This window comes from Mycolicibacter sp. MU0083 (assembly GCF_963378075.1).
GTDB lineage: Bacteria > Actinomycetota > Actinomycetes > Mycobacteriales > Mycobacteriaceae > Mycobacterium > Mycobacterium kokjensenii.
This window is the reverse complement of the sequence record NZ_OY726394.1, coordinates 161,325-185,560: the sequence shown is the minus strand read 5'-3', so window position 1 is coordinate 185,560 and position 24,236 is coordinate 161,325. Positions and strand designations below refer to the sequence as shown.

The 24,236-nt window shown below is 69.3% G+C and carries 23 protein-coding genes; 12 read left to right on the top strand and 11 right to left on the bottom strand.

Annotated elements, in window-relative coordinates:
• Positions 1-4: 4 nt before the first annotated feature.
• Positions 5-1,387 carry an NADP-dependent succinic semialdehyde dehydrogenase gene (locus RCP38_RS00885; protein WP_308474831.1) on the top strand — a complete coding sequence of 461 codons (1,383 nt, stop codon included), beginning with the start codon at positions 5-7 and terminating at the stop codon, positions 1,385-1,387.
• A gap of 14 nt (positions 1,388-1,401) precedes the next feature.
• On the opposite strand, the gene wrbA is transcribed toward RCP38_RS00885, so the two are convergent.
• The 3 genes from wrbA to RCP38_RS00870 are packed head-to-tail and all read right to left on the bottom strand — an operon-like array spanning position 1,402 to position 3,697.
• Entirely contained in the window at positions 1,402-2,004 is a 603-nt protein-coding gene (gene wrbA, locus RCP38_RS00880; RefSeq protein ID WP_308474830.1) for an NAD(P)H:quinone oxidoreductase, read from the bottom strand.
• 17 nt (positions 2,005-2,021) lie between these two features.
• Positions 2,022-2,603, bottom strand: a complete 582-nt coding sequence (locus RCP38_RS00875; protein ID WP_308474829.1) for a CE1759 family FMN reductase — start codon at positions 2,601-2,603, stop codon at positions 2,022-2,024.
• On the bottom strand, positions 2,600-3,697 hold the full coding sequence (locus tag RCP38_RS00870) for an LLM class flavin-dependent oxidoreductase (RefSeq protein WP_308477454.1): 1,098 nt from the start codon (positions 3,695-3,697) through the stop codon (positions 2,600-2,602). The genes RCP38_RS00875 and RCP38_RS00870 overlap by 4 nt, the downstream gene beginning before the upstream one ends.
• A 158-nt stretch (positions 3,698-3,855) precedes the next feature.
• On the opposite strand from RCP38_RS00870, the gene RCP38_RS00865 reads away from it, so the two are divergent.
• The gene (locus tag RCP38_RS00865) at positions 3,856-4,314 is read left to right on the top strand and encodes a MarR family winged helix-turn-helix transcriptional regulator (protein ID WP_308474828.1); all 459 of its coding nucleotides are present in this window, start codon (positions 3,856-3,858) and stop codon (positions 4,312-4,314) included.
• Positions 4,315-4,384: 70 nt separating this feature from the next.
• Positions 4,385-5,362, top strand: a complete 978-nt coding sequence (locus tag RCP38_RS00860; protein WP_308474827.1) for a phosphotriesterase family protein — start codon at positions 4,385-4,387, stop codon at positions 5,360-5,362.
• Between the two features lie 4 nt (positions 5,363-5,366).
• Here RCP38_RS00860 and RCP38_RS00855 read toward each other — a convergent pair whose 3' ends face one another.
• A complete protein-coding gene (locus RCP38_RS00855; protein WP_308477453.1) occupies positions 5,367-5,948 on the bottom strand; it encodes a TetR/AcrR family transcriptional regulator in 582 nt (193 codons plus the stop codon).
• Between the two features lie 91 nt (positions 5,949-6,039).
• Between RCP38_RS00855 and RCP38_RS00850 the strand changes: the two genes are divergently transcribed.
• The gene (locus RCP38_RS00850) at positions 6,040-7,368 is read left to right on the top strand and encodes an oxygenase MpaB family protein (RefSeq protein WP_308474826.1); all 1,329 of its coding nucleotides are present in this window, start codon (positions 6,040-6,042) and stop codon (positions 7,366-7,368) included.
• Positions 7,369-7,463: 95 nt separating this feature from the next.
• Complete coding sequence (locus RCP38_RS00845) at positions 7,464-8,792, top strand: oxygenase MpaB family protein (protein WP_308477452.1); 1,329 nt, start codon at positions 7,464-7,466, stop codon at positions 8,790-8,792.
• On the opposite strand, the gene RCP38_RS00840 is transcribed toward RCP38_RS00845, so the two are convergent.
• Entirely contained in the window at positions 8,729-9,913 is a 1,185-nt protein-coding gene (locus tag RCP38_RS00840) for an acyltransferase family protein (protein WP_308477451.1), read from the bottom strand. The genes RCP38_RS00845 and RCP38_RS00840 overlap by 64 nt on opposite strands.
• Positions 9,914-10,018: 105 nt before the next feature.
• Here RCP38_RS00840 and pgfA point away from each other — a divergent pair, with 105 nt between their 5' ends.
• Positions 10,019-11,290 carry a cell envelope lipid trafficking protein PgfA gene (pgfA, locus tag RCP38_RS00835; protein WP_308474825.1) on the top strand — a complete coding sequence of 424 codons (1,272 nt, stop codon included), beginning with the start codon at positions 10,019-10,021 and terminating at the stop codon, positions 11,288-11,290.
• A gap of 7 nt (positions 11,291-11,297) precedes the next feature.
• Positions 11,298-12,998, top strand: a complete 1,701-nt coding sequence (locus tag RCP38_RS00830) for an MmpA family trehalose lipid delivery protein (RefSeq protein WP_308474824.1) — start codon at positions 11,298-11,300, stop codon at positions 12,996-12,998.
• Here RCP38_RS00830 and RCP38_RS00825 read toward each other — a convergent pair.
• Both RCP38_RS00825 and RCP38_RS00820 read right to left on the bottom strand, forming a co-directional pair.
• Complete coding sequence (locus RCP38_RS00825; RefSeq protein WP_308474823.1) at positions 12,995-13,420, bottom strand: thiol-disulfide oxidoreductase DCC family protein; 426 nt, start codon at positions 13,418-13,420, stop codon at positions 12,995-12,997. The two genes, RCP38_RS00830 and RCP38_RS00825, sit on opposite strands and share 4 nt — an antisense overlap.
• A 25-nt stretch (positions 13,421-13,445) precedes the next feature.
• On the bottom strand, positions 13,446-14,600 hold the full coding sequence (locus RCP38_RS00820; RefSeq protein ID WP_308474822.1) for a glycosyltransferase family 4 protein: 1,155 nt from the start codon (positions 14,598-14,600) through the stop codon (positions 13,446-13,448).
• Between the two features lie 44 nt (positions 14,601-14,644).
• Here RCP38_RS00820 and RCP38_RS00815 point away from each other — a divergent pair, with 44 nt between their 5' ends.
• From RCP38_RS00815 to RCP38_RS00805, 3 genes are read left to right on the top strand one after another with little or no spacing between them, the layout of a single operon-like run.
• Positions 14,645-15,421, top strand: coding sequence for a class I SAM-dependent methyltransferase (locus tag RCP38_RS00815; RefSeq protein WP_308474821.1), 777 nt, complete (start codon positions 14,645-14,647; stop codon positions 15,419-15,421).
• Between the two features lie 46 nt (positions 15,422-15,467).
• Complete coding sequence (locus RCP38_RS00810; RefSeq protein ID WP_308474820.1) at positions 15,468-16,940, top strand: aldehyde dehydrogenase; 1,473 nt, start codon at positions 15,468-15,470, stop codon at positions 16,938-16,940.
• A gap of 60 nt (positions 16,941-17,000) precedes the next feature.
• Positions 17,001-17,774, top strand: a complete 774-nt coding sequence (locus RCP38_RS00805; RefSeq protein ID WP_308474819.1) for a hypothetical protein — start codon at positions 17,001-17,003, stop codon at positions 17,772-17,774.
• 44 nt (positions 17,775-17,818) lie between these two features.
• Here RCP38_RS00805 and RCP38_RS00800 read toward each other — a convergent pair whose 3' ends face one another.
• From RCP38_RS00800 to RCP38_RS00785, 4 genes are read right to left on the bottom strand one after another with little or no spacing between them, the layout of a single operon-like run.
• Positions 17,819-18,316 (bottom strand): hypothetical protein, encoded by a 498-nt coding sequence (locus tag RCP38_RS00800; protein WP_308474818.1) that lies wholly within the window; start codon positions 18,314-18,316, stop codon positions 17,819-17,821.
• Between the two features lie 13 nt (positions 18,317-18,329).
• The gene (locus RCP38_RS00795) at positions 18,330-20,165 is read right to left on the bottom strand and encodes an acyl-CoA dehydrogenase (protein ID WP_308474817.1); all 1,836 of its coding nucleotides are present in this window, start codon (positions 20,163-20,165) and stop codon (positions 18,330-18,332) included.
• A gap of 50 nt (positions 20,166-20,215) precedes the next feature.
• On the bottom strand, positions 20,216-20,842 hold the full coding sequence (locus RCP38_RS00790; RefSeq protein WP_308474816.1) for a S1 family peptidase: 627 nt from the start codon (positions 20,840-20,842) through the stop codon (positions 20,216-20,218).
• Complete coding sequence (locus tag RCP38_RS00785) at positions 20,842-21,663, bottom strand: arylamine N-acetyltransferase family protein (protein ID WP_373692535.1); 822 nt, start codon at positions 21,661-21,663, stop codon at positions 20,842-20,844. The genes RCP38_RS00790 and RCP38_RS00785 overlap by 1 nt, the downstream gene beginning before the upstream one ends.
• A 187-nt stretch (positions 21,664-21,850) precedes the next feature.
• Here RCP38_RS00785 and RCP38_RS00780 point away from each other — a divergent pair, with 187 nt between their 5' ends.
• Complete coding sequence (locus RCP38_RS00780) at positions 21,851-22,591, top strand: 1-acyl-sn-glycerol-3-phosphate acyltransferase (RefSeq protein ID WP_308477449.1); 741 nt, start codon at positions 21,851-21,853, stop codon at positions 22,589-22,591.
• Between the two features lie 41 nt (positions 22,592-22,632).
• On the top strand, positions 22,633-24,234 hold the full coding sequence (fadD12, locus tag RCP38_RS00775) for an acyl-CoA ligase FadD12 (RefSeq protein ID WP_308477448.1): 1,602 nt from the start codon (positions 22,633-22,635) through the stop codon (positions 24,232-24,234).
• Positions 24,235-24,236 lie beyond the last annotated feature (2 nt).

Genomic DNA, 24,236 nt, shown 5'->3' with positions numbered 1-24,236 from the left:
GACCGTGTCCGCACCATCGATCGCCACGACCAATCCGGCTACCGGTGAAACGGTGAAAACGTTCACCGCAGCCACCGACGCACAGATCGACGCCGCGATCGCGCGGGCGGCGGACCGCTTCGCCGACTACCGCCGCACCGACTTCGCGCAGCGCGCCGCCTGGACGCACGCCGCGGCCGACCTGCTCGAGGCCGAGGCCGACGACGTCGCCGCGATGATGACACTCGAGATGGGCAAGACCCTGGCCTCGGCCAAGGCCGAGGCACTCAAGTGCGTCAAGGGCTTCCATTTCTACGCCGACCACGCCGAGCAGCTGCTCGCCGACGCCGCCGCCGACGCGTCGAAGGTCAACGCGTCGCGGGCGTTCGCCCGCTACCAGCCGTTGGGCGTGGTACTGGCGGTGATGCCGTGGAACTTCCCGCTGTGGCAGGCGGTGCGTTTCGCCGCGCCGGCCCTGATGGCCGGCAACGTCGGGCTGCTCAAGCACGCCTCCAACGTCCCGCAGACCGCGCTGTATCTCGCGGACCTGTTGGCGCGGGCCGGTTTTCCCGACGGCTGCTTCCAGACTCTGCTGATCGGTTCCGGTGCCGTCGAGCGGGTGCTGCGGGACCCGCGGGTGGCGGCGGCCACCCTGACCGGTAGTGAGCCGGCCGGACGGGCGGTGGCGGCGATCGCCGGCGACGAGGTCAAGCACACCGTGCTGGAGTTGGGCGGCAGTGACCCGTTCATCGTGATGCCGTCGGCCGACCTGGAATCCGCGGTCCGCACCGCGGTTACCGCACGGGTGCAGAACAATGGCCAATCCTGCATCGCGGCAAAGCGATTCATCGTCCACACCGATGTCTACGACGAGTTCGTGGCGAAGTTCACCGAGCAGATGGCCGCCCTGCGGGTCGGTGACCCGACCGACCCGAACACCGACGTCGGGCCGTTGGCGACCGAATCCGGCCGCGACGAGGTCGCCCAGCAGGTCGACGACGCCGCGGCCGCCGGCGCGGTGATCCGCTGCGGCGGCAAGCGCCTGGATCGCCCGGGCTGGTTCTACCCGCCGACGGTGATCACCGACATCACCCGCGACATGGCGCTGTTCACCGAGGAGGTGTTCGGCCCGGTCGCATCGGTGTATCGGGCCGCCGACATCGATGAGGCCATCGAGATCGCCAACGCCACCCCGTTCGGGCTCGGCTCCAATGCCTGGACCCGCGACGAGGCCGAGATCAGCCGGTTCGCCGACGAGATCGAGGCCGGTCAGGTCTTCATCAACGGCATGACGGTGTCCTACCCGGAGCTGCCGTTCGGCGGGATCAAGCGATCCGGTTACGGCCGGGAGCTGTCGGGGCAGGGCATCCGCGAGTTCTGCAACCTCAAGACCGTCTGGGTGGCTTGACCGGCCGGTCGGGCTCAGCCGGCGGCGAGTTTGGCGGCCACTCCCACCACCCGGGTGGCCAGGTGGTCGAGGGCGTCCAGCGTGGCGTCGCTGAGCTCGTTCTGGTTGTTCGGGCCGGTGATGTGCCCGACCCCGTAGGGGTTGCCGTCGGCGAACTTGATCGGGTCGGTGTAGCCGGGCGGGACCAGGATGCCACCGAAGTGCATCAGTGAGACGTAGAGGTTGAGCAGGGTGGCCTCCTGCCCGCCGTGTGCGGTCTGACTGGAGGTGTAGCCGGCGTAGACCTTGTCGGCCAGGGCACCCTGGGCCCACAGCCCGCCGAGCCCGTCCAGGAAGTTGCGGAATTGTGCTGCGGGGGAACCGAATCGGGTGGGCGATCCGAAGATCACCGCGTCGGCCCAGACGATGTCGTCTCCGGTGGCCGCCGGCAGGTCCTTGGTCGCGGCGTGATTGGCGGTCCACGCCGGGTTCTGGGCGAAAGTCTCCGGATCACGCGTCTCGGCGATGTGCCGCACCCGCACCTCGGCGCCGGCCGCCTCGCCGGCCCGGGCGATGCGCTGCGCCATCGCGGTGCCGTGTCCGGTGGCCGAATAGTAGATAACCGCCAGTTTCGTCATCTCCGTTACTCCTTTTGTTAGGCGCCTGCGAGCAGGCGGTTCATCTCATCGAGTTCTGCGCTGACCGTATCGTTGCGGTGCGGACCGCGCAGTTCTAGCAATCCGGTGAATTCGTTGGCCGCCTTGGTGATTCGCTCGGACAGCCCGGGCGCACCGAAGTCCGACGTCGCGGCGTAGACCCCGGTCGGCGAGACCAGGGCATGTAGGTAGGCGAACATCGGGCGCAGGGCGTGGTCGAGCACCATGCTGTGGCGCTCGGTCCCGCCGGTGGCCGCGATCAGCACCGGCGTTCCGTGCAGCGTCTGTTCGGGCAGCACATCGAAGAACGACTTGAACAGGCCGCTGAACGTCGCGTTGAACGTCGGCGTCACCGCGATCAGCCCGTCACAGCCGGCGATCGCGTCGAACACCTCCTGCAACTCCGGTGCGGCGAACCCGGTCAGCATGGCGTCGGTGATCGCCCGGGCCAACAGCCGCAGCTCGACCACCTCGACATCGACACCGGCCGGTCCGGCGCTTACCGCCGCGCCGAGCCGGTCGGCCAGCAGCCGGGTCGACGACGGCTCGCGCAGCCCGCCGCTGATCGTGATCACTTTCATGACGCCTCCCTGATCTCGGGCTGCCGGGCGGCCTCCACCAGGGACCGGTGCGTGGGCGCGCCGGGCACGTGCGCGGGCCGCCCGATGGCGAATTCCTTGCGCAACACCGGGATGACGTGTTCACCGAGCAGGTCGAGCTGTTCGAGGACCGTCTTCAACGGCAGACCGGCGTGGTCGACGAGGAACAGCTGCCGCTGGTAGTCGCCGACGTAGTCGCGGAAGCTCAACGTCTTCTCGATCACCTGTTGCGGCGACCCGACCGTCAGCGGGGTCTGGGCGCTGAACTCCTCCAGGCTCGGGCCGTGCCCGTAGACCGGGGCGTTGTCGAAGTACGGACGGAACTCGTTGATCGCGTCTTGACTGTTGGGCCGCAGGAACACCTGCCCGCCCAAGCCGACGATCGCCTGGTCGGCGCTGCCGTGCCCGTAGTGCTCGAAGCGCTGCCGGTAGAGCCGGACCATCCGCTCGGTGTGCGACGCCGGCCAGAAGATGTGGTTGGCGAAGAAGCCGTCACCGAAGTGCGCCGCCAGTTCGGCGATCTCGGGACTGCGGATCGATCCGTGCCAGACGAACGGGGCCACCCCGTCCAGCGGCCGCGGCGTGCACGTGAACCCGTGCAGCGGGGTGCGGTGTTCACCGGTCCAGTCGACGACCTCTTCGCGCCACAGCCGCCGCAGCAACTGGTAGTTCTCCACCGTCAGCGGTAGCGCGGCCCGGATGTCCTTGCCGAACCAGGGATAGACCGGTCCAGTGTTGCCGCGGCCGAGCATCAGGTCGACGCGGCCGTCGGCGAGGTGCTGCAGCACGCTGAAGTCCTCGGCGATCTTGACCGGATCGTTGGTGGTGATCAGCGTGGTGGCGGTGGTCAGTTGGATCCGCTCGGTCTGCGCGGCGATGTAGCCCAGCAGGGTGGTCGGCGACGACGGCACGAACGGCGGGTTGTGGTGCTCGCCGGTGGCGAAGACGTCCAGGCCGACCTCCTCGGCCTTCTTGGCGATGGCCACGGTCGCTTTGATCCGCTCCGCCTCGGTCGGCGCGCGACCGGTGGTCGGGTCGACGGTGACGTCGCCGACGGTGAAGATGCCGAACTGCATATCGGTGCTCGACACGGCAGCCCTCCTTGCTCGTTGTGTAGAACCCTAACAGATAGTTGCGAACGCAACTAGTTTTTCAAACATTCCCGGGCTCTTACTGGGGATAATTCCCGACCCCACCTCGCCTATCGTGGTCGAATCAACTATTATTTGCGGGTATGGCGACCCGGTGGCTCAGCAGTGAGGAGCAGCAGATGTGGCGGGGCTACCTCGACAGCACGCGGCTGTTGCTACGCAGCCTGGACCGGCAGTTGACCGACGATTCCGGTATCAGCCTGGCCGACTTCGAGATGCTGGCGCTGCTCTCCGAGGCCCCGGAACACCGGATGCGGATGAACGAGCTGGCCGACATCACCGTGACCACCCGCAGCGGCATCACCCGGGCGGTCAAACGGCTCATCGACGCCGGCTGGGTTCGCCAGGTCAAGTGCGAAGAGGACAAGCGCGGCCAGTTCGCCGAGCTCACCGAGGCGGGCCTGGACAAGGTGCGCGCCGCCGCGCCCGGCCACGTGCAGGCGGTACGCGCCGGGCTGTTCGACGCGCTGAGCCCCCGCGAAGTGGAACTGTTCACCCACTCCTACGCGCGGATCCGCGACAACCTGCTGGAGCGGTCCTGAGTCGTCATCGGCACCGACGCATCTCCCCGATCCCGCACGCGCGCGACCCAATTCTCCCTACTATCAACCCATGTCGCAGCTGAACACCGCCCGCGGAACTATCGACACCGCCGATATCGGCACCACCCTGATGCACGAGCACGTGTTCCTGATGACCACCGAGATCGCCCAGAACTACCCCGACGAATGGGGTGACGAGGACGCCCGGGTGGCCGACGCGATCAACCGACTCAACGAACTCAAGGCCGCCGGGGTCGACACCATCGTGGACCTGACGGTGATCGGGCTGGGCCGCTACATTCCGCGGATCTCGCGGGTGGCCGCCGGCACCGAGTTGAACATCGTGGTGGCCACCGGCATCTACACCTACAACGACGTCCCGTTCTACTACCACTACCGCGGCCCGGGCACCCTGCTCGACGGCCCCGACATCATGGCGGAGATGTTCGTCCGCGACATCGAGACCGGCATCGCCGACACCGGCGTCAAGGCCGCGATCCTCAAGTGCGCCACCGACGAACCGGGCGTCACCCCCGGCGTCGAGCGGGTGCTGCGCGCGGTGGCCGCCGCCCACCGCCAGACCGGCGTGCCGATCTCCACCCACACCCACGCCGGCACCCGCCGCGGCCTGGAGCAGCAGCGCATCTTCACCGAGGAGGGCGTGGACCTGTCCCGGGTGGTGATCGGGCACTCCGGGGACACCACCGACCTGGACTACCTGGAAGAGTTGATCGCCGCCGGCTCCTACCTGGGCATGGACCGCTTCGGGATCGATCTGGTGCTGCCGTTCGAGGACCGGGTCGACACGGTGGCGGCCATGTGCGAGCGCGGCCACGCCGACAAGATGGTGCTCTCCCACGACGCGAACTGCTACTTCGACGCCCTGCCCGGGGAACTGAGCGCGGCGGCGGCCCCGAACTGGCACTACCTGCACATCCACCACGACGTCCTGCCGGCGCTGCGGCAGCGCGGGGTCACCGAGGATCAGCTACGCACCATGTTGGTCGACAACCCGCGCCGGATCTTCGAGCACTCCGGCGGTTACTGAGACCTCACCGCCGCCGCGCGGTACTGCCGGTGCGCAGTTCCACCGAGCCGAGCACGGCGCGTAGTCGCTCGGGCGTGGCCTGCTCGGGTTCACTGAGGCGCAGTTGCAGCAGTTCACGGCCGATGGCGGCCACCACCCGGGCGGTGTAGTCGGGATCGGCCAGGTCCGGCAGGCTGCGCAGCAACTCCCGGGTCAGAAAGGACCGGACCGCGGCCTCGGCGGCGGCCAGCCGCTCGTGTAACTCCGGGGGCGCGCCCTGCGGCGGGAACATGAACAGCCGCCAGGTCGCGGCGTGGCCGTCGACGGCGCGCAGCACGCCTTCGAAGACCCGCGTCAGGAAGTCTTCGGCCTCGGGGTTCTCGGTGCCGGTGATGGCCGCGGTGAACTGGGCGGCGGCCCGGCCGGCCTCCCGGTCGATGAGTGCGACGAAAAGTCCTGCGGGACTGCCGAACTGCTGATAGATCAGCGAACGGTTCACGCCGGCGTCCGACGCCACCCGGTTCGGCGTCGCGGCGTGGAAGCCCTCGGCGTCGACGATCGCGTGGGTGACGTCGAGGATCTGCTCGCGCCGAGCCTCCCCCGTCATCCGCTGCCGACTGCTCGCGATCACGCTTGACAGCATAATTAACGCTCTGTTAGCTGTAACTAACAACCTGTGAGTTACGCGGAGGCCGCCGATGACCACGCACTACCCCCAGCTCGCCGAGCGCGTCCGCCGCCAGGCCGAGATCCTGCCCGCCCTCTACGGCGACCTGGACTTCGACGTCCAGCCCTACCGGACGACAACCTCGCCCGAGGACACCTCGTCGCTACCGCCCTGGATAGCCGAGCGCGAACCGTACCTGGCCGACGAGCCCGCGGTGGAGCTGATCTGCACCGCGACCTGGCTCGGCGACGCGGTGGCCGACGCCTACGCCACGCTGATGTCGGACTACAGCGTCACCGAGCTGATCGGCATGCTGAAGACGGCCTGCCGCAAGGGCATCGACGCCGTCCCCGACGCCCCGCCGGAACTGCACGCGTTCATCGCCGCGATGGAGGACACCCCGGACTGGCTGGACATGGACCTGGTGCGCCGCGGCGCCCGCGAGTCACGCATTCCCGCGGCGCTGGTGTCGCCGTTCATCACCCGCGGCGCCTTCATCGCGACCTTCGTCAACACCTATGCCGCGCTGCCGATGGCACTGACCGGGGCGTTGAGCGGCAAGCGCGCCGCCCGCCGGGTCAACGAGACCACCAGCTTCTTCGCGATCACCACCCTGCCCGGCGCCCTGGAGCGCTACGGGCCGGGATTCGAGGCCGCGGCCATGGTGCGCCTGATGCACTCGATGGTGCGCTACAACGCCCTGAAACGCTCCCCGAAATGGGACGTCGACGTCTACGGGCTGCCGATCCCGCAGGTCGATCAGATGCCGGCCGGGATGATCAACCTGTATCTGATGTCGCTGACCGCGCAACGCCAGGGCCGCACCGAGTTCAGCAGCCGCGAACGCGCCGTCGTGGAATTCACCCACTACCGGAACTTCCTGCTGGGACTGCCCGACGAGCTGCTGCCCCGCACGCCGGGGGAGATCATCCGGGTCTTCCACGCCCGCGCCGCACTGCTGCGCGACGACTTCGACGACGCCACCTGCGGCGAGATGATCCGCTCCACGATGGCCGCCTACCTGCGCCCGAACGACTCGCTGCGCGAACGCATCGCCGATGCGGTGGAGCGCAGCTACAGCAAGGCCGGTTTCATCAAGGCGTTCTGCAGCGGGGACCGGTCCATCGCGGCGTCGATGGGCGTACCGATCGGGCTGGACGACGTCGTCCGGATCGGGTTGACCGCCCCGTTCATCGTCGGCCGCATCCTGGCGGTGCAGCAGGCCGACCGCTATCCGCTGCTGCGGCCGTACGTCGACGACTACATCCTCGGGCTGTTGAAATACCGGTTGAAGACCTACGGGGTGCCCGAGTTCACCAGCGACGCCGCCGACTACACCCCGGCCGGGCAACCGGCCTGACCGAACCCGCTTGACAAGGCCGCCCACCGTTCTGTTGGCTGTAACTCACAAACTGTTAGTTATTTCGGAGGTTCTCTGTGTCCACGCTGCCCAAGCTGCCCACGCACTACCCGCAGCTGCATGAGCGCGTTCGCCGTCAGGCCGATCTGCTGCCGGAGCTCTACGGCGAGCTGGACTTCGACTCCCAGCCCTACCGCACCACCACCGACCCCGACGACCTGTCGTCGCTGCGCGCCAAGCCCGGGACCCGCGAAGCCCTGCTGGCCGACGACGCCGCGGTCGAACTGATCTCGACGGCGACCTGGCTGGGCGATGTGGTGGCCGACTCCTACGCCGCACTGATGGGCCGCTACAGCGTCACCGAACTGATCGGCATGCTGAAGACGGCCTGCCGCAAGGGAATCGACGCGGTGCCGGATGCACCGGACGAGCTGGCCGCGCTGATCGCCGACATGGAGGTCATCCCGGACTGGCTGGACATGGACCTGGTGCGCCGCGGCGCCGAAGAATCCCAGCTCCCGATGGCGCTGCTGGCGCCGTTCGTGGTCCGCGGGTCGTTCATCGCGACGTTCATCAACACCTACGCGGCGCTGCCGATGGCGCTGACCGGCGCGTTGAGCGGCAAGCGCGCCGCCCGCCGGGTCAACGAGACCACCAGTTTCTTCACCGTCACCACGCTGCCCGGTGCGCTGGACCGGCACGGCCCGGGCTTCGAGGCCGCGGCCATGGTGCGCCTGATGCACTCGATGGTTCGGTTCAACGCCCTCAAGCGGTCCCCGAAGTGGGACGTCGCCGTCTACGGCATGCCGATCCCGCAGGTCGACCAGATGCCGGCCGGGATGATCAACCTCTTCCTGATGGCCATGGACGCCCGCCGTGAGGGCCGCACCGAGTTCACCGAGAGCGAGCGTGCCGTGGTGGAGTTCACCCACTACCGCAACTTCCTGCTCGGTCTGCCCGAAGAACTGCTGCCGCGGACCCCGGAGGAGATCATCCGGGTGCTCACCGCCCGGGCGGCGCTGCTGCGCGACGACTTCGACGACGCCACCTGCGGGGAGATGGTCCGCTCGACCATGGCCGCCTACCTGCGCCCGAACGACACGCTGCGCGAACGCATCGCCGACAGCGTCGAGAAGAGCTACAGCAAGCTGTTCTTCGTCCGGATGTTCAGCGGCGGCAAGAAGGACGTGGCCGCCAAGATGGGCGTGACACTCAGCGCCGGCGACTACGCGCGCGCCGCGGTGTGCGCACCGTTCATCCTCGGCCGCATCTTCGTGGTGCAACGCGCGATGCGTGTGCCCGCACTGCGCGGGGTCACCAACGCCTACCTGCAGCGGTTGCTCAAGTACCGGCTGGCGACCTACGGGGCCGCCGAATTCACCAGCGACGCCTCCGAATACACCCCGTCGGGCCGCGCCGCCTGAGATTTCTCCGGCGCTCGGCGGCGCAACTCCCAGGCGCGCAGCATCTCCCGGCACGGCTGCTCCACCAGCGCGTAGCTGACCGAGGCGATCGCCACGGTGAACACCAGCGTCAGCGCCAGCACCACGGCCATGTCCCCGGTGAAGGCGAACCGGCCGATCACCGGGAACACCATGTCCAGCGCCGCCAGGTGCCAGATGAAGATGCCGTAGGACCAGCGGCCCAACGTCACCATCGCCGGACTGGCCAAAAGCCGGTGCGGGGTGTCGGGGCGGTCCAGCACCAGCGGTGCCAGCAGCGCCCAGGCCAGCACGCCGCCCATCGCGGTCCGCACGATGAACTGGCCGACGGTGGCCGACGTCAGCCCCTCCGGCCCGGCCAGCGGGGACGCGGCCACCAGGAACGCCACCAGCGTCACCGCCGCCATCAGCCACCGATTGCGGGCCAGCCGGTGGACCCGGCCGACCGGGCTGTAGGCCCACTCGGCCAGCAACATGCCCGCCCCGAACCAGCAGCCGTAGGCCGGCGCCCAGTTCAGCGGATTGACCCCGTAGGGGGTGTGGATCGGCAGGAATCCCCAGCCCAGGCTGAGCAGCGACACCGCGGCGATCGCCGGTATCCGGGCCGCCACCGGCAGCCGCCGCGCCGACAGCGCCAGCAGTGGCAGCGTGATGTAGAAGCTGACCTCCACCGCCAGGCTCCACATCTGGGTCAGCCCCGGCGTCAACGTCAACGGCACATAGATCTGCGTCATCGTCAGATTCGCCAGCCACACCGTCAGGCTGGCGTCGCCGGCGTCGGGCAGCAACGCCAGGATCACCACCACCGACACCAGGTAGGCCGGCGCGATCCGCACCACGCGGGACCGCAGGTAGTGCGCCGCTTTCGGTGCCGGCCGCAGCCCACGGGCGGCCGCGGCATGCCCGCGCCACAGCAGGAAACCGCTGAGCGCGAAGAACACCGCCACGGCCATGTCGAACCGGCTCCACAGCCGGCCGCTGATCCCCGAGGAATGCCCGGTCTGGAACGCCACATGGGTGATGACCACGCCGATCGCCGCACAGGCACGCATGCCCTCGACGGCGGGCAGGAAACTGCGCACGCCGCCGACCTGCTGATTCATCTGATCGGACTCCGGGACATCGATGGACACACAGTAGCTGTTGGGCGATCTGCTGTTAGGGTCGAACAGATTTAGGTGCGGGGTGATAAAGGAGGGTACGGCCACGTGAACCGAGCAGTCATGATGCGTATCGCGGCATGCGCAGTCATGGGCCTCGGCGCCGCACTGCTGATTGCCGCGCTGCTGCTGTCCACCTACACCGCGGGCAAGATCTCCAAGATCCCGCTCGACATCGACGTCACGCTGATCAGCAACGGCAGCGGTGCGGCGCTGGACCCGGAGTCCCTCGGCGGGGAGCACGCGGTCGTCGACCAGGACGTCCCGCTGGTCGCCCAGCAGCAGATCGGGGTCGAATCCCCCGCCAACGCCGACGTGGTCACCCTGCAGGCCGGCTCGTCGCTGCGGCGCGCGGACCGGCAGAAGGACACCGGCCTGCTGCTGGCCATCGTCGACACGGTGACCATGAACCGCACCTCCGGCGAAGCGGTCTCCGACGACACCCACCCCGGCGGTTCGGTGCAGCGGCCGCGCAATTACGACGACGACAGCCCGCCCACCAACATCGCGCTGCCGCACGAGGGGCTGTCCTACCGGTTCCCGTTCAACACCCAGAAGCAGTCGTACGAATTCTTCGACCCGATCGCACAGAAGGCCTTCGAGGCCAACTACGACGGCGAGGACGACGTCAACGGACTGGCGACCTACCGGTTCGAGCAGCGCGTCGGCTACGACCCCGACGGGGCGCTGTCCGAGCCGGTGCGCTACCCGTCGCTGTACGGCCACGACGAGGACGGCGAGATCACCACCAGCGCGCGGGTGTGGAACATCGACGGTCCCGACCCCGACGAAGAGATCACCATGACGCGGTATTACGCCGCGCAGCGCGTGATGTGGGTGGACCCGGTCTCGGGCACCATCGTCAAGTCGAAGGTGCACGCCAACCACTACTACGCCCGCGACCCGCTCAAGCCCGAGGTGGCGCTGGCCGACTACACCGTCACCAGCTCCGAGGAGACGATCGAGGCGCAGGTCAACGCGGCCCGCAACGAGCGCGACCGGGTGGCGTTGTGGTCGCGGATCCTGCCGATCACCTTCACCGCCGCCGGACTGATCTGCTTGATCGGCGGCGTCCTGGTCGGCTGGTTCAGCCTGCCCGCCGAGGCCGCGCTGGGCCGCCGGGGCCGGCACGGTTCCGACGACAGCGGCTTCTTCGGCGGTTTCGTGCCCAAGGCACCGACGGCCGAGCGTCCCTCCGGCGCCGAGGCCGAGACCGAGAAGATCCCGGCTCAGCGGCCCCAGCTGGATCCGCCGCCGGCGAAGACCGAGTCGACCCCGCCCGATCGCGGCGCCGCGGATTCGGCTTCCGACCCGACGTAGTCGTCCGGTGGTGCGGGCCCGGCGCTGGATAGCGCCCTGCTATGCACTCGGACTCACCGTGCTCATCGGCGCGCCGCTGCTGCGCCCCGGGTACCTGTTGCTGCGCGACGCGGTCTCCACGCCGCGGTCATATCTGACCGACGCCGCGCTGGGGCTGGGCGAGAGCGCGCCGCGGGCCGTACCGCAGGACTTCGCGGTGGCGCTGGCCTCACATGTGCTCGACGGCGGCATCGTGGTCAAGGCGCTGCTGTTCGCGGGCCTGTGGCTGGCCGGTTTCGGCGCGGCACGGCTGGTGGCGGCGGTACTGCCCGATGCCGGGCTGCCCGGGCAACTGGTGGCGGTGACGGTCGCGATCTGGAATCCCTACGTGGCCGAACGGCTGCTGCAGGGGCACTGGAGCCTGCTGGTCGGCTACGGCTGCCTGCCGTGGGTGGCGGTGGCCATGCTGGGGCTGCGTTCGGGGCCCGCGGAACCCCTACCGGGACTGTTCGGGCTGGTGTTCTTTCTGGCGCTGGCCGGATTGACCCCGACCGGCCTGCTGCTGGCTGCGGTGGTGGCGCTGGTGTGCGTCGCCGCCCCGGGGTCGGGGCCGCCGCGCTGGTGGTGCGCAGTCAGTGCCGTGGCGATCGCGGCGACCGCCGCCCTGCCCTGGCTGATGGCCACGGTGGTGGGCGCCGGTTCCGCCCACGGTGAAGCCGAAGGCGTGGCGGCCTTCGCCGCCCGCGCCGAGCCCGGCCTGGGCACCCTGGGCAGTCTGGCGGGCCTCGGCGGCATCTGGAACGCCGACGCGGTGCCGGGTTCGCGGACGACGGTCTTCGCGCTGCTGGCCACCGTGGTGCTGCTGAGCGTGGTGGGCCTGGGGTGGACGACGGTACGCGACCTGCCCACCGCCCGGCCGCTGCTGATCCTGGCCGGTGCGACGGTGCTGCTGCTGGCAGTGTCGGCCACCGGTGCGGGGTTGGCGATCCTGCGCTGGGCGAGCGACATCGCCCCGGGACTCGGGGTGCTGCGCGACGGCCAGAAGTGGGTGGCGTTGGCGATGCCGGGTTATGCGCTGGCCTCCGCCGGGGCGATCGCGGGCCTGCGCGACCGACTGCCGCCGGCCCGGGCGGCGGCGGTGTGTTGTCTCGCACTGGTCCTGGTGCTGCCCGATCTGGCCTGGGGGGTGGCCGGGCGGCTCACGCCGGTGCACTATCCGCCCGGTTGGGCGGAGGTGGCGGCCAAGATCAACGCCGATCCGCGCCCGGTGGCCGTGCTGCCGGCCGACACGCTGCGTCGCTTCGACTGGGCGGGACCGGCGCCGGTACTCGACCCGCTGCCGCGGTGGGTGCGGGCCGACGTGTTCGCCACCGGCGATCTGAGTGTCGGCGGGCGGACCGTGCCCGGGGAGGGCACCCGAGCCCGGGCGGTGCAGCAGGCCCTGCTGGCCGGGGCCGAACCGGCGGCGCTCGGCGTGCACCGGGTGGGGTGGGTGGTCAAGGAGACCAGCGACGGGGGTGAATCCGGTTCTGCCGAGAAGACTTTGAAGCGGCTGCCGGTCGCCTACCGGGATTCGGCGCTGACCCTGTACCGGGTCGGCGGGCGTGCCCCCGGACAGCCTCCCGGTCCGCGGCGGGCGGTGCTGGCCGCCCACCTGCTGTGGCTGGCGATGCTGGTGGTGGGCGCGGGCGGCTCCGCGGTCCCGTGGGTGCGCCGCCGCCCGGTTTAGGCGTCGATGAAGCGGGCGCGCACGCTCGGCGGTGGGATCGGGCAGGTGTCGTACTTCCCCGCCACCCGGTAGCGCACGGCCGCGAACCGGTCGTAGCCCCAGTCGCGCACCTTCGCCGGGATCAGGCCGAACAGCAGCAGTAGCCGGAAGGCCCCGCCGAGGTATCGGTACACCGCCAGGGATGCCGCCGAACGGACGATGGCCCGCTCATCGGGCCGGCCGGGGTTCTCCACGTACACCATCGAATCGACGTCGGCCAGTTCCGGATGACGCGCCACAACCTCGCGGGCGAAGTCACTGTCCAGGGCCGCGAATCGCAGGGCACCGTGCCGGTCGAACCGGATGATGGCCCGCACCGACCGATTGCAGAATCCGCAGACGCCGTCGTAGAGCAGGACGGGATCCGTGGCTTGATCGGTCATCGGCATACCTCCGCACGCTGTTGCCTCACACTACGCCGCTGACGTAGCGACGCTCGCTAACCGCCTGCAATACCAGGTGTAATCCCTCGGCGCTTTGCCGCCAAGAGAATTCGGCGCTGCGCGCCTGCGCCTTGGCGCCGAGTTGCTCGCGCAGCACGGTGTCGGTCAGCAGCCGGTGAAGCTGCTCCACCAGTTCGTCACGGTCGTCGACCAGCACCCCGGTGACCCCGTCGACGATCGAATCCGACAGCCCGCCGGAGGACCGGTAGCCGATGGTGGGTACCCCGTGCTGACCGGCCTCGATCACCGCAAGCCCCCAGCCCTCTTTGCGCGACGGCAGTACGTGCACCCAAGCCTGTTGCACCAGTTGATGTTTGGTGACCTCATCGACGTGCCCGTGGAATGTCACGGCGTCGGTGATGCCCAGCGTCGCGGCGTGCTCGATCAGCCGGTCGCTCCACCAGCCCCCGCCGACCACGTCGAGTCGCAGGCCCGCAATCCGGGTGCGCAGCACCGCGACCGCGTCCAGGGCGTCCTCGATCTGCTTGTGCGGCACCAGCCGCGACAGCACCACCACCCGCGGGGTCTGCGAGCGCGGGGCCGACAGGGTCGCCGGCGGCGCCTCGTCCAGACCGTTGCGCACCACCGCGATGCGCTCGGCGTCGACCCCGAGTTCGATCAGGTCGCGCACCGACGGCAGCGACACCGTCAGATACTGATTGCGCCGGTTCAGCCACGGCGACAGCCGGGACTCCACCAGCCAGCCGATCCGGCTGAGCACCGGCCCGGCGACCGGCCACTGCTCGCGGTGGCAGTGATGCACCAGCACCGCCACCCGCCGCCCGTAGGCGAGCCGGGCCAGAAACGGCAGCCCGTTCTGGGTGTCGACCACCGCGTCGGGCCGCACTCCCCGCAACGATCCGAGGCCGACCCGGGCGGCGACCATGGCCGCCCCCGCCCACAGATACACGGTGTAGGGACCGCCGCGGCGGTCGATCCGCACGCCGTCGACGACCTCGCGCCGGGCAGCGCCCGGATAGCGTGCGGTACGCAGGGTGACCGCCACGTCGGCGGCGGCCAGTTCGGCGCCGATGCGCTGCAGGTAGGTCTCGCTGCCGCCGCCCTGCGGGTGCCCGGTATCCCGCCAGCACAGCAGCAGGACCGAACGCACAGCAGACACAGGTGTACAGGGTAGTCCCGCACGGTGCACCTAAGCTGGCCCCGATGGCTGCCACCGACCTGTTCGCGCGGCGGGCGACCCTGGCGCGTTCGGTACGCCTGCTCGCCCAGTTCCGCTTCGAGCAGTCCGCGCCGGCCCGGTTCTACGGGGCGCTGGCCGACGACACCGCCGCGCTGGTCACCGATCTGTGGCGCGGCGTCCGCGGCGACGACCCGGCCGGGGCCACCCTGCTCGACGTCGGGGGCGGACCGGGTTACTTCGCCGACGCGTTCGCGCGCGCGGGCATCGACTACATCGGGGTGGAACCCGACCCGGGCGAGATGCACGCCGCCGGTCCGCGCCCGGCGAACGCGGCCGGCACCTTCGTGCGGGCTTCGGGGATGGCCCTGCCGTTCGCCGACGACAGCGTGGACATCTGCCTGTCGTCCAACGTCGCCGAACACGTGCCGCGGCCCTGGCAGTTGGGCAACGAGATGCTTCGGGTCACCCGGCCCGGCGGGCTGGCGGTGCTGTCCTACACGGTCTGGCTGGGCCCGTTCGGCGGTCACGAGATGGGCCTGACCCACTATCTGGGCGGGCACCGCGCCGCGGCGCGCTACACCCGCCGGAACGGTCATCCGCCGAAGAACAACTACGGATCGTCACTGTTCGCGGTGTCGGCGGCGCAGGGATTGGACTGGGCGCGCCACACCGGTGCGCTGGTCGCCGCTTTCCCCCGCTATCACCCGCGTTGGGCGTGGGCGGCGACGTCGCTGCCGGGTATCCGCGAGTTCCTGATGAGCAATCTGGTGCTGGTGCTGCAACCCGGCCGAACGCATTGACTGCAACGTGTTCTAATCCGTCCGTCGGCTAGGTAGGGTGACGGCCATGACCGACTCCAGCATCACCGAATACGACAAGCTCTTCATCGGCGGCAAGTGGACCGCCCCGGCCACCGACCAGGTCATCGAGGTGCACAGCCCGGCCACCGGCGAGTACGTCGGCAAGGTGCCGCTGGCGACCAAGGCCGACGTCGACGCCGCGGTGGCCGCCGCGCGCACCGCCTTCGATTCCGGCCCGTGGCCGTCGACACCCCCGGCCGAGCGCGCCGCGGTGATCGCCACCGCCGTCAAGCTGATGGAAGAGCGCAAGGACCAGTTCACCTCGCTGCTGGGCGCCGAGACCGGCCAGCCCCCGCTGAGCGTGGAGACCATGCACTGGATGAGCTCGCTGGGCTCGCTGAACTTCTTCGCCGGCCCCGCCGTCGACGACGTCAGCTGGGAGGAGATCCGCACCGGCTCCTACGGCCAGACCATCGTGCGCCGCGAGCCGATCGGCGTGGTCGGTGCGATCACCGCGTGGAACGTGCCGCTGTTCCTGGCGGTCAACAAGCTGGGACCGGCCCTGCTGGCCGGCTGCACGGTGGTGCTCAAGCCCGCCGCCGAGACCCCGTTCACCACGAACCTGCTGGCGCAGGCGTTCGCCGACGCGGGCCTGCCCGAGGGCGTGCTGTCGGTGGTGCCCGGCGGCGCCGAGACCGGCCAGGCGCTGACCTCCAACCCGGATGTGGACATCTTCTCCTTCACCGGCAGTTCCGCGGTCGGCAAGGAGATCGGCAAGCGCGCCGCGGACCTGCTCAAGCCCTGCACGCTGGAGCTGGGCGGCAAGTCGGCGTCGATCGTGCTCGAGGACTGCGATCTGGCCGCCTCCATCCCGATGTTGGTGTTCGCCGGGATCATGAACACCGGGCAGGCCTGTGTGGCCCAGACCCGCATCCTGGCGCCGCGCTCGCGCTACGAAGAGGTCGTCGAGGCCGTCAAGAACTTCGTCGCCGCGTTGCCGGTCGGCCTGCCGAACGACCCGGGTGCCCAGATCGGCTCGCTGATCTCGGAGAAGCAGCGTGAGCGGGTCGAGGGCTACATCGCCAAGGGCATCGAGGAAGGCGCCCGGCTGGTCTGTGGCGGCGGCCGCCCCGAAGGTCTGGACGGTGGTTTCTTCGTGGAGCCGACCGTCTTCGCCGACGTGGACAACTCGATGACCATCGCCCAGGAGGAGATCTTCGGGCCGGTGTTGTCGATCATCGCCTACGACACCGAGGACGACGCGGTCGCGATCGCCAACGACTCGGTGTACGGCCTGGCCGGCAGTGTGTGGACCTCCGACGTGCCGCGCGGCATCGAGATCGCCAGCAAGATCCGCACCGGGACCTACGGCATCAACTGGTATGCCTTCGACCCGTGCTGCCCGTTCGGCGGCTACAAGAACTCCGGCATCGGCCGGGAGAACGGCAAAGAAGGCGTGGAGCACTTCACCCAGCAGAAGAGCGTCCTGATGCCGATGGGCTACACGCTGGACAGCTGAGCCGCGCAGTCGGCGATCACCTTGCCGTTGCCGCAACGGTAAGCCCATATACTGCCGGTCATGGGCGTGCTGGTGTGGTTTGCCCCCTGGGCTGTCTACTGGGTGTTGGTCGGCCATGTGCCGCCGTCGATCGCGGCGGCCCTGGCCTTGGCCATGGCGCTGGCCGTGGTGGCCGGCGACCACGGCCGCCCGGCCCGGTTGGTGGGCGGCGGGGCGGTTGCGACGTTCACGGTGCTGGCGGCGTTGCCCTTGGCGGGCGACGCCGCCGCACCGCGCTGGCTGCTTCCGGTGAGCTTCGCCGGACTGCTCGCGGTGTTGCTGGCCGGCCGCGCCACGGGCGGGCCGGTGGTGGAGGACGTCGTGCGGGCGGACCTGCCGGAAGCGGTGGTGGAATCCGAGCTGTTCGCACCGGTCGTGAACCGGTTGACGCAGATCTGGCTGGGTTCTGTTGCGGCGATGCTGGTTTCGGCGTCGATCCCGGCGATCGCACTACCCGCCGACGCCGGACGCGACACCGGTTCGGTGCCGGTGTACCTGTGCTGCTGGGTGATTCCGTTCGGGATCCTGGCCGCGGCGACCCTCGCCTCACGGCTGTCGATCGACCGCATGACGGCCGGGTTCGGCGACGCGGTGCGCAAGACCAGCTTCGTGGCGTTCGTCGACCTGGAGATCGACCAGCTCTACTATCTGGCTACCGAGCACGCCAACCGGGAAGTCGGCCCGGGCCAGGAGGCCTACAACATCACCGTCGGCACCAAGGGCACCGCGCTGGTGGGCGACGAGACCCGGGTGTCGTGGCCGTCGACCTACAAGGTGCGGCAACGGCGCAGCTGAGGCCCTCGGACGGGTCACGGCCCGGTCATCGCGCAGTCGGCCGCTCAGCCCCGGCCCTGCCGCTGCCGCCGCCGGGATTCGATGCAACGCCCCACCTGGGTGCGGAAGAAGGCTTCATCCCGCCCGCCGGCGGCATACAGTCGCGCGCCGAGCCGATCCCGCAGGTCGTCGAGGTCGACCTCTCCGGTGGTGGCGTTGGTCAGCACCCAGTCGACGGCGGCTTCACTGCCGCGTGCCCGGCAGATCCGATCGACCTGCTTGACCGCGGCCCGTCGGTGAAACCGGGCGAAGCCGGCCTTGCTCCAGGCCCGGATCTCCAGCGTCTCCAGGTCGAGCAGTTCCCGCAGCACCGACAGCGGCCCGTCGGCCACGGTCTTGTACGCGGCGGCGTCGTTGAAGGCCAGTGCGCCGTCGGGGCGCCGGATCGCTTCGACGTCGGGTTCCACCACCACCGCGCCGCGCCCCTTGGCCAGCTCATGGGCCCATCGGACGATGGCATAGCCGTGGTCGGGCAGCCGATGTTTCGGGGTACGCGTTTGCACCGCTGATGTCGGTTCAGAACGCGTCTTCGGCCAGGTCCATCACCGCGATGTCCTCGTTCTCCACGATGCCGCGATCCGCGCCGAGCCGCGGCAGCACGTTGGCCGCGAAAAACTTTGCCGCGGCGACCTTTCCCCGGTAGAAGTGCTGGTCGTCGCCGGTGGCGCCCTGCTCCAGCGCGGCCAGTGCGACCTCGGCCTGCCACAGCAGCAGCCAGCCGATCACCAGGTCGCCGATGGCCAGCAGGAACCGCACCGAACCCAATCCCACCCGGTAGAGCTCCCGGGCCTCCTCCTGCGACCCGATCATGTAGCCGGTCATCGCGGCCACCATCGCCCGGCCGTCGTCGAGGGCGGCGGACAGCAGTTTGCGGGAATCGGCCAGTTCCGCCCGCCCGTCGGCGCTGTCGAGGAAGCCTTCGATCTGTGCCACCAGGTGCGTCAGCGCCACCCCGCGGTCGCGGGCGATCTTGCGGAAGAAGAAGTCCTGCGCCTGAATCGCGGTGGTGCCCTCATAGAGCGAGTCGATCTTGGAGTCCCGGATGTACTGCTCGATCGGATAGTCCTGCAGGAAACCCGAGCCGCCGAAGGTCTGCAGCGACTCGGTCAGGTATTGATAGGCCCGCTCGGACCCGACACCCTTGACGATCGGCAGCAGCAGATCGTTGACGCGGGTCGCCATCTCCGCGTCGGCGCCGGACACCAGTTGCGCCACCTCGGGGTTCTGGTGGGCGGCGGTATAGAGGTACACCGCGCGCATGCCCTCGGCGTAGACCTTCTGCATCATCAGGGCCCGCCGCACATCCGGATGGTGGATGATCGTCACCCGCGGTGCGGTCTTGTCGGTCATCTGGGTCAGGTCGGCGCCCTGGATGCGGGTCTTGGCGTACTCCAGCGCATTGAGGTACCCGGTGGACAGCGTGGCGATCGCCTTGGTGCCCACCATCATTCGCGCGTTCTCGATGACGTCGAACATCTGCGCGATGCCGTTGCGGACATCACCGACCAGCCAGCCCTTCGCCGGGACACCGTGCTGGCCGAAGGTCAGTTCGCAGGTGGTGGAGACCTTCAGCCCCATCTTGTGTTCCAGCCCGGTGACGAACACCCCGTTGCGCTCGCCGGGCTCTCCGGTCTCGGGATCCGGCAAGAACTTGGGCACCAGGAACAGGCTGAGGCCCTTGGTGCCCGGCCCCGCCCCCTCGGGACGGGCCAGGGTCAGATGCATGATGTTCTCGAACAGGTCGTCGGTGTCGCCGTTGGTGATGAACCGTTTGACGCCGTCGATGTGCCAGCTGCCGTCCGGCTGTTCGATGGCCTTGGTGCGGCCGGCCCCCACATCGGAGCCGGCATCGGGTTCGGTGAGCACCATGGTGGCGCCCCAGTTGCGGTCGATGGCCATCGACGCCCAATGCCGCTGCTGCTCGTTGCCCAGGTGATAGAGGATGTTCGCGAAAGGCGGACCGGCCATGAAGATGAACGCCGCGGGGTTGGCGCCCAGTGCCAGTTCGTTGATCGCCCAGGACACCATCGACGGCGCCGGCACCCCGCCGATCCCCTCGTCCAGGCCGATCCGGAACCACTCGCCCTCCCGCCAGGCCCGCACCGACTCCTTGAAGGCGTCCGGCAGCGTGACGCTGTGGGTGGCCGGGTCGAAGACCGGCGGATGCCGGTCGGCCTCGGCGAACGATTCGGCGACCGGCCCCTCGGCCAGCCGGGCGGCCTCGGCCAGCATCTGGCGCACGGTCTCGCCGTCGAGGTCGCCGAAAGCGCCCCCCGCCAGGCATTCCTCCAGCCCGAACAGCTCGAACAGGTTGAATTCCAGGTCCCGAACGTTGCTCTTGTAGTGACCCATAGCCCCAGGATGCACCCTGACGCTGTGTAGTTCGTCGGAATCGGCACGTTCTAACGCAAGACGTGCAATCCCCACTGCCGCAGGAACGGCTCGACCAGAACGAAGTCGGTGTTCGAGTCGTCGTCCTCGGGGCCGCCCATCAGGATGCCGACCGCACTGGCGGTGCCGTCCGGGTTGCGTACGAATCCCGGGCTGCCACTGTCACCGATGGTGCTGTACACCGCGGTCTCCACCAGGTTGCCGACGACGGCGGTGACCGGTCCGCAGGTCTCGCCGGTCTGGGCGCCGACTTTGCAGATCATCATCCCGACGTGAATCTGGTCGGCGCTCAGCACCCCGCTCACCGGGTAGCGACCGGCGATCCTGCCGTCGGGCCGCCCGGCCAGCGGATCGAGCCGGATGATCGCCGCGTCCCGGTCCACGCCGTTGTCCTCGCTGGCGGTGACGGTTCCGAGCGGTGTCTCGAAGATGTCGGTCCACTGCGAGCCGTCGTGGGAGTCGCAGTGCCCGCTGGTGAGCATGTAGTAGTCACCGTCGTCGCCCTGGGTGACGAAACCCGCCGTGCAACTGCTGTTGTCGTCCAGCAACTCGATGCCGGGCATCGGTCCGGCGGCCGCGCCGCCGGCGAAGATCAGTCCGACGGCGCTCAGCAAGGCCGCCACCACGATCCGCGCCATCAGGTGTCCAACACCGTTGCCACCTTGGCCTCGACGTCGCCCAGACCGCTCAGGTCGATGCCGAAGCGCCCGGTCAGCTCCGCGCACACCTGCGCGGCGTCGTCGAACCGCACCCGTTCGGTGCCGCCGTCGGCGTGGATGGCGAGGTTGCGGCCGCGCAGGTTCCAGCGGGCGTCGTCGGTCACCAGCGCCGCGGTGAGCCCGACGACGAAATTCGACTCCGGGTAGGTCGAGACGTACCAGCTGCCCACCTGCAGATCGATCAGCGGACGCGGCTGCAGCCCCATGATGTACAGCGGTCGCCAGCGCTGCCCGATCAGCGTCTCCAGCACGAGGTCGGCGCCGTGCTCGCGCAGCCGGAACGGTTCGTGGGAGGTCTGCTGGACCGCGTCGGGAACCATCGGGATGGGCGCCGTCGGAGTCTGCCCGCCGAAGCCGACGTCGACCAGGTAGTGCTGCGGCGAGCCGGGAATGGTCACCGCGAGCCCCTGGTGGGTCTGCGGGCGCGGCGGCCCGTCGACCCCTTCCGGGCTCATCCACACCACTCGGGCCGCCAGCCGTTCGACGTGGTAGCCGAGCTCGGTCAGCACCTCGGCCAGCAGGTTGTTGTGTTCGTAGCAGTAGCCGCCGCGGCGTCGCGCCACCAGCTTGGCGGTCAGTGCCGCCGCACTCAGGTCGACGATCGGCACACCCATCAGGGGATCGAGGTTCTCGAACGGGATGTGCCGGACGTGCGCGGCCACCAGCGCGGCCAGGGTCTCGCGCGTCGGTTCGGTGCCGCCGCGGTGGTCGATGCGGTCGAAGTACGCCTGCAGGTCGATGTGACGCTCCCCTCGGCTACGCAGACCAGTGCGCCGATGGTATCCATGACCGGTCCCGAGCAGGTAACATGGGCAAAACTAGAACACGTTTCAGTCAGGGGGCAGGGTGGACACAGCGGACGGGGATCGGTCGGACGACCTGCTGCGGCCCCTCACGGCGTGGGATCCGGAACTGACCGAACGGGTGATGGGTCTGTTACGACCATTCATCAAGGCCTACCACCGGGCCGAGGTACGGGGCCTGGACTCGTTCCCCGATGGCGGCGCCCTGGTGGTGTCGAACCACTCCGGCGGCCTGTTCGCGATGGACGTCCCGGTGTTCGCGACCGGCTTCTACGAGAAGTTCGGCTACGACCGCCCGGTCTTCACGCTCAGCCACGATCTGATCTTCACCGGTGCGACCGCCGACTTCTTCCGCAAGACCGGGTTCATCCCGGCCAATCACGCCAACGCCGATGCGGCCCTGCGCTCCGGCGGCGTGGTGGTGGTGTTCCCCGGCGGTGACTACGACGTCTACCGGCCCACCCTGGAAGAGAGCAAGATCGACTTCGGCGGCCGCAAGGGCTACATCCGCGCCGCGATCAACGCGCGGGTGCCGCTGGTACCGACCGTGGGCATCGGCGGTCAGGAGAGCCAGTTCTACCTGTCGCGTGGCACCGGGTTGGCCAAGGCGCTGCGCCTGGACAAGCTGATGCGGGTCAAGATCCTGCCGATCTCGTTCGGTTTCCCGTTCGGGTTGTCCGCGGTGCTGCCGATCAACCTGCCGCTGCCCACCAAGATCGTCTTCGAGGTCTGTGAACCGATCGACGTGATCGCCGAATTCGGAGAAGACCCCGATATCGACGTCGTCGACGCGCACGTGCGGGCGGTCATGCAGGAGACCCTGGACAAGCTCGCCCGCGAACGCCGGCTGCCGATCCTGGGTTGAGCGCAGTGGCATTCTTCGATTCCCTCACCCGCGCCGGTGCCATGCTGGCGACGTTTCACCGGTCGGGGCTGCTGGCGCCGATGCGGCCGGACCGCTATCTGCGGATCGCGGCCGCCGCCGGCCGGGAAGGCGGCACCACCACGGTCGGGATCGCGATGGCGGCCCAGCGCTGTGGTGACCGCACGGCGATCGTCGACGAGCGCGGCTCGCTGACCTACGCCGAGCTGGACCGCCGGTGCGACGCACTGGCCGCCGCCCTGCAGCGGCTGCCCGGCCGGACACCGCGGGCCATCGCGCTGATGTGCCGTAACCATCGGGGGTTCATCGAGGCGCTGGCCGCCGCCAACCGGATCGGCGCCGACGTGTTGTTGCTCAACACCAGTTTCGCCGGGCCCGCGCTGGCCGAGGTGGTGGCCCGCGAGGGTGTCGACCTGATCTGCTACGACGAAGAGTTCACCGCGGCAGTGGATCTGGCGGTACCGGCCGAGTCCGGCTGCACCCGGGTGTTGAGCTGGACCGACGGTGCGGTGGCCGGGTTGAGCGCCGACGAACTGATCGCCGCCAACCTGGGGCGCCGGCCGGCCAAGCCGTCGCGGTCGGGCAAGCTGGTGATGCTGACCTCCGGGACCACCGGCACACCGAAGGGCGCTCGCCGTTCCGGCAGCGGCGGCGGGGGTGTCGCGGATCTGGCGGCGATCTTCGACCGGATCCCGTGGCACACCGAGGAAACCGTGGTGATCGCCGCGCCGATGTTCCACGCCTGGGGATTCTCCCAGCTGGCGCTGGCCCTGACGATGGCCTGCACGATCGCCACGCGCCGCAAGTTCGATCCCGAAGCCACCCTGGCGCTCATCGAGGACAATCAGGCGGCCGGGCTGTGCGTGGTGCCGGTCATGTTCGACCGGATCATGGCGCTGCCCGACGAGGTGCGGTCGCACTATCCTTGCCGGTCTTTGCGATTCGCGACGGCATCCGGATCGCGGATGCGCCCCGACGTGGTGACGGCGTTCATGGACTGTTTCGGTGACGTGGTCTACAACAACTACAACGCGACCGAGGCCGGCATGATCGCGCTGGCGACACCGGAAGACCTGCGCTACAGCGCCGACACCGCCGGTCGCCCCGCGCCCGGTACCGAGATCCGCATCCTGGACGGGCAATTCGCGCAGGTGCCCGCCGGGGAGACCGGGCAGATCTTCGTCCGCAACTCCTCCCAGTTCGACGGTTACACCGGCGGCGATTCGAAGCTGTTCCACGACGGCTTCATGGCCTCCGGGGACCTGGGCTATTTCGACGACACCGGCAGGCTTTTCGTGGTCGGCCGGGACGACGAGATGATCGTCTCCGGCGGCGAGAACGTCTACCCCATCGAAACGGAGAAGGCCCTGACCGGCCATGCCGCGGTCGCCGAGGCCGCCGTGATCGGGGTGGACGACGCCGACTACGGGCAGCGCCTGGTGGCCTTCGTGGTGCTGGCACCCGGCGCGTCGGCGACTCCCGAGGAGTTGAAGCAGTACGTCCGCGACACGCTGGCCACCTACAAGGTTCCGCGGGCCATCACGGTGCTGGAGTCCTTGCCGCGCAACAACACCGGCAAGGTGCTGCGCCGGGAGTTGCAGGCGTTGGCGAACTCGGCGCCCTAGCC

Bases quoted from the DNA above. Each gene is read 5' to 3' on its own strand.
- RCP38_RS00850 (WP_308474826.1), top strand. From the start codon at position 6,040: ATGACCACGCACTACCCCCAGCTCGCCGAGCGCGTCCGCCGCCAGGCC.
- RCP38_RS00855 (WP_308477453.1), bottom strand. From the start codon at position 5,948: ATGACGGGGGAGGCTCGGCGCGAGCAGATCCTCGACGTCACCCACGCG.
- RCP38_RS00780 (WP_308477449.1), top strand. From the start codon at position 21,851: ATGGGTCTGTTACGACCATTCATCAAGGCCTACCACCGGGCCGAGGTA.
- RCP38_RS00875 (WP_308474829.1), bottom strand. From the start codon at position 2,603: ATGAAAGTGATCACGATCAGCGGCGGGCTGCGCGAGCCGTCGTCGACC.
- wrbA (WP_308474830.1), bottom strand. From the start codon at position 2,004: ATGACGAAACTGGCGGTTATCTACTATTCGGCCACCGGACACGGCACC.
- RCP38_RS00860 (WP_308474827.1), top strand. From the start codon at position 4,385: ATGTCGCAGCTGAACACCGCCCGCGGAACTATCGACACCGCCGATATC.
- fadD12 (WP_308477448.1), top strand. From the start codon at position 22,633: ATGCTGGCGACGTTTCACCGGTCGGGGCTGCTGGCGCCGATGCGGCCG.
- RCP38_RS00810 (WP_308474820.1), top strand. From the start codon at position 15,468: ATGACCGACTCCAGCATCACCGAATACGACAAGCTCTTCATCGGCGGC.
- RCP38_RS00795 (WP_308474817.1), bottom strand. From the start codon at position 20,165: ATGGGTCACTACAAGAGCAACGTTCGGGACCTGGAATTCAACCTGTTC.
- RCP38_RS00840 (WP_308477451.1), bottom strand. From the start codon at position 9,913: ATGAATCAGCAGGTCGGCGGCGTGCGCAGTTTCCTGCCCGCCGTCGAG.
- RCP38_RS00790 (WP_308474816.1), bottom strand. From the start codon at position 20,842: ATGGCGCGGATCGTGGTGGCGGCCTTGCTGAGCGCCGTCGGACTGATC.
- RCP38_RS00805 (WP_308474819.1), top strand. From the start codon at position 17,001: ATGGGCGTGCTGGTGTGGTTTGCCCCCTGGGCTGTCTACTGGGTGTTG.
- RCP38_RS00865 (WP_308474828.1), top strand. From the start codon at position 3,856: ATGGCGACCCGGTGGCTCAGCAGTGAGGAGCAGCAGATGTGGCGGGGC.
- RCP38_RS00825 (WP_308474823.1), bottom strand. From the start codon at position 13,420: ATGACCGATCAAGCCACGGATCCCGTCCTGCTCTACGACGGCGTCTGC.
- RCP38_RS00870 (WP_308477454.1), bottom strand. From the start codon at position 3,697: ATGCAGTTCGGCATCTTCACCGTCGGCGACGTCACCGTCGACCCGACC.
- RCP38_RS00815 (WP_308474821.1), top strand. From the start codon at position 14,645: ATGGCTGCCACCGACCTGTTCGCGCGGCGGGCGACCCTGGCGCGTTCG.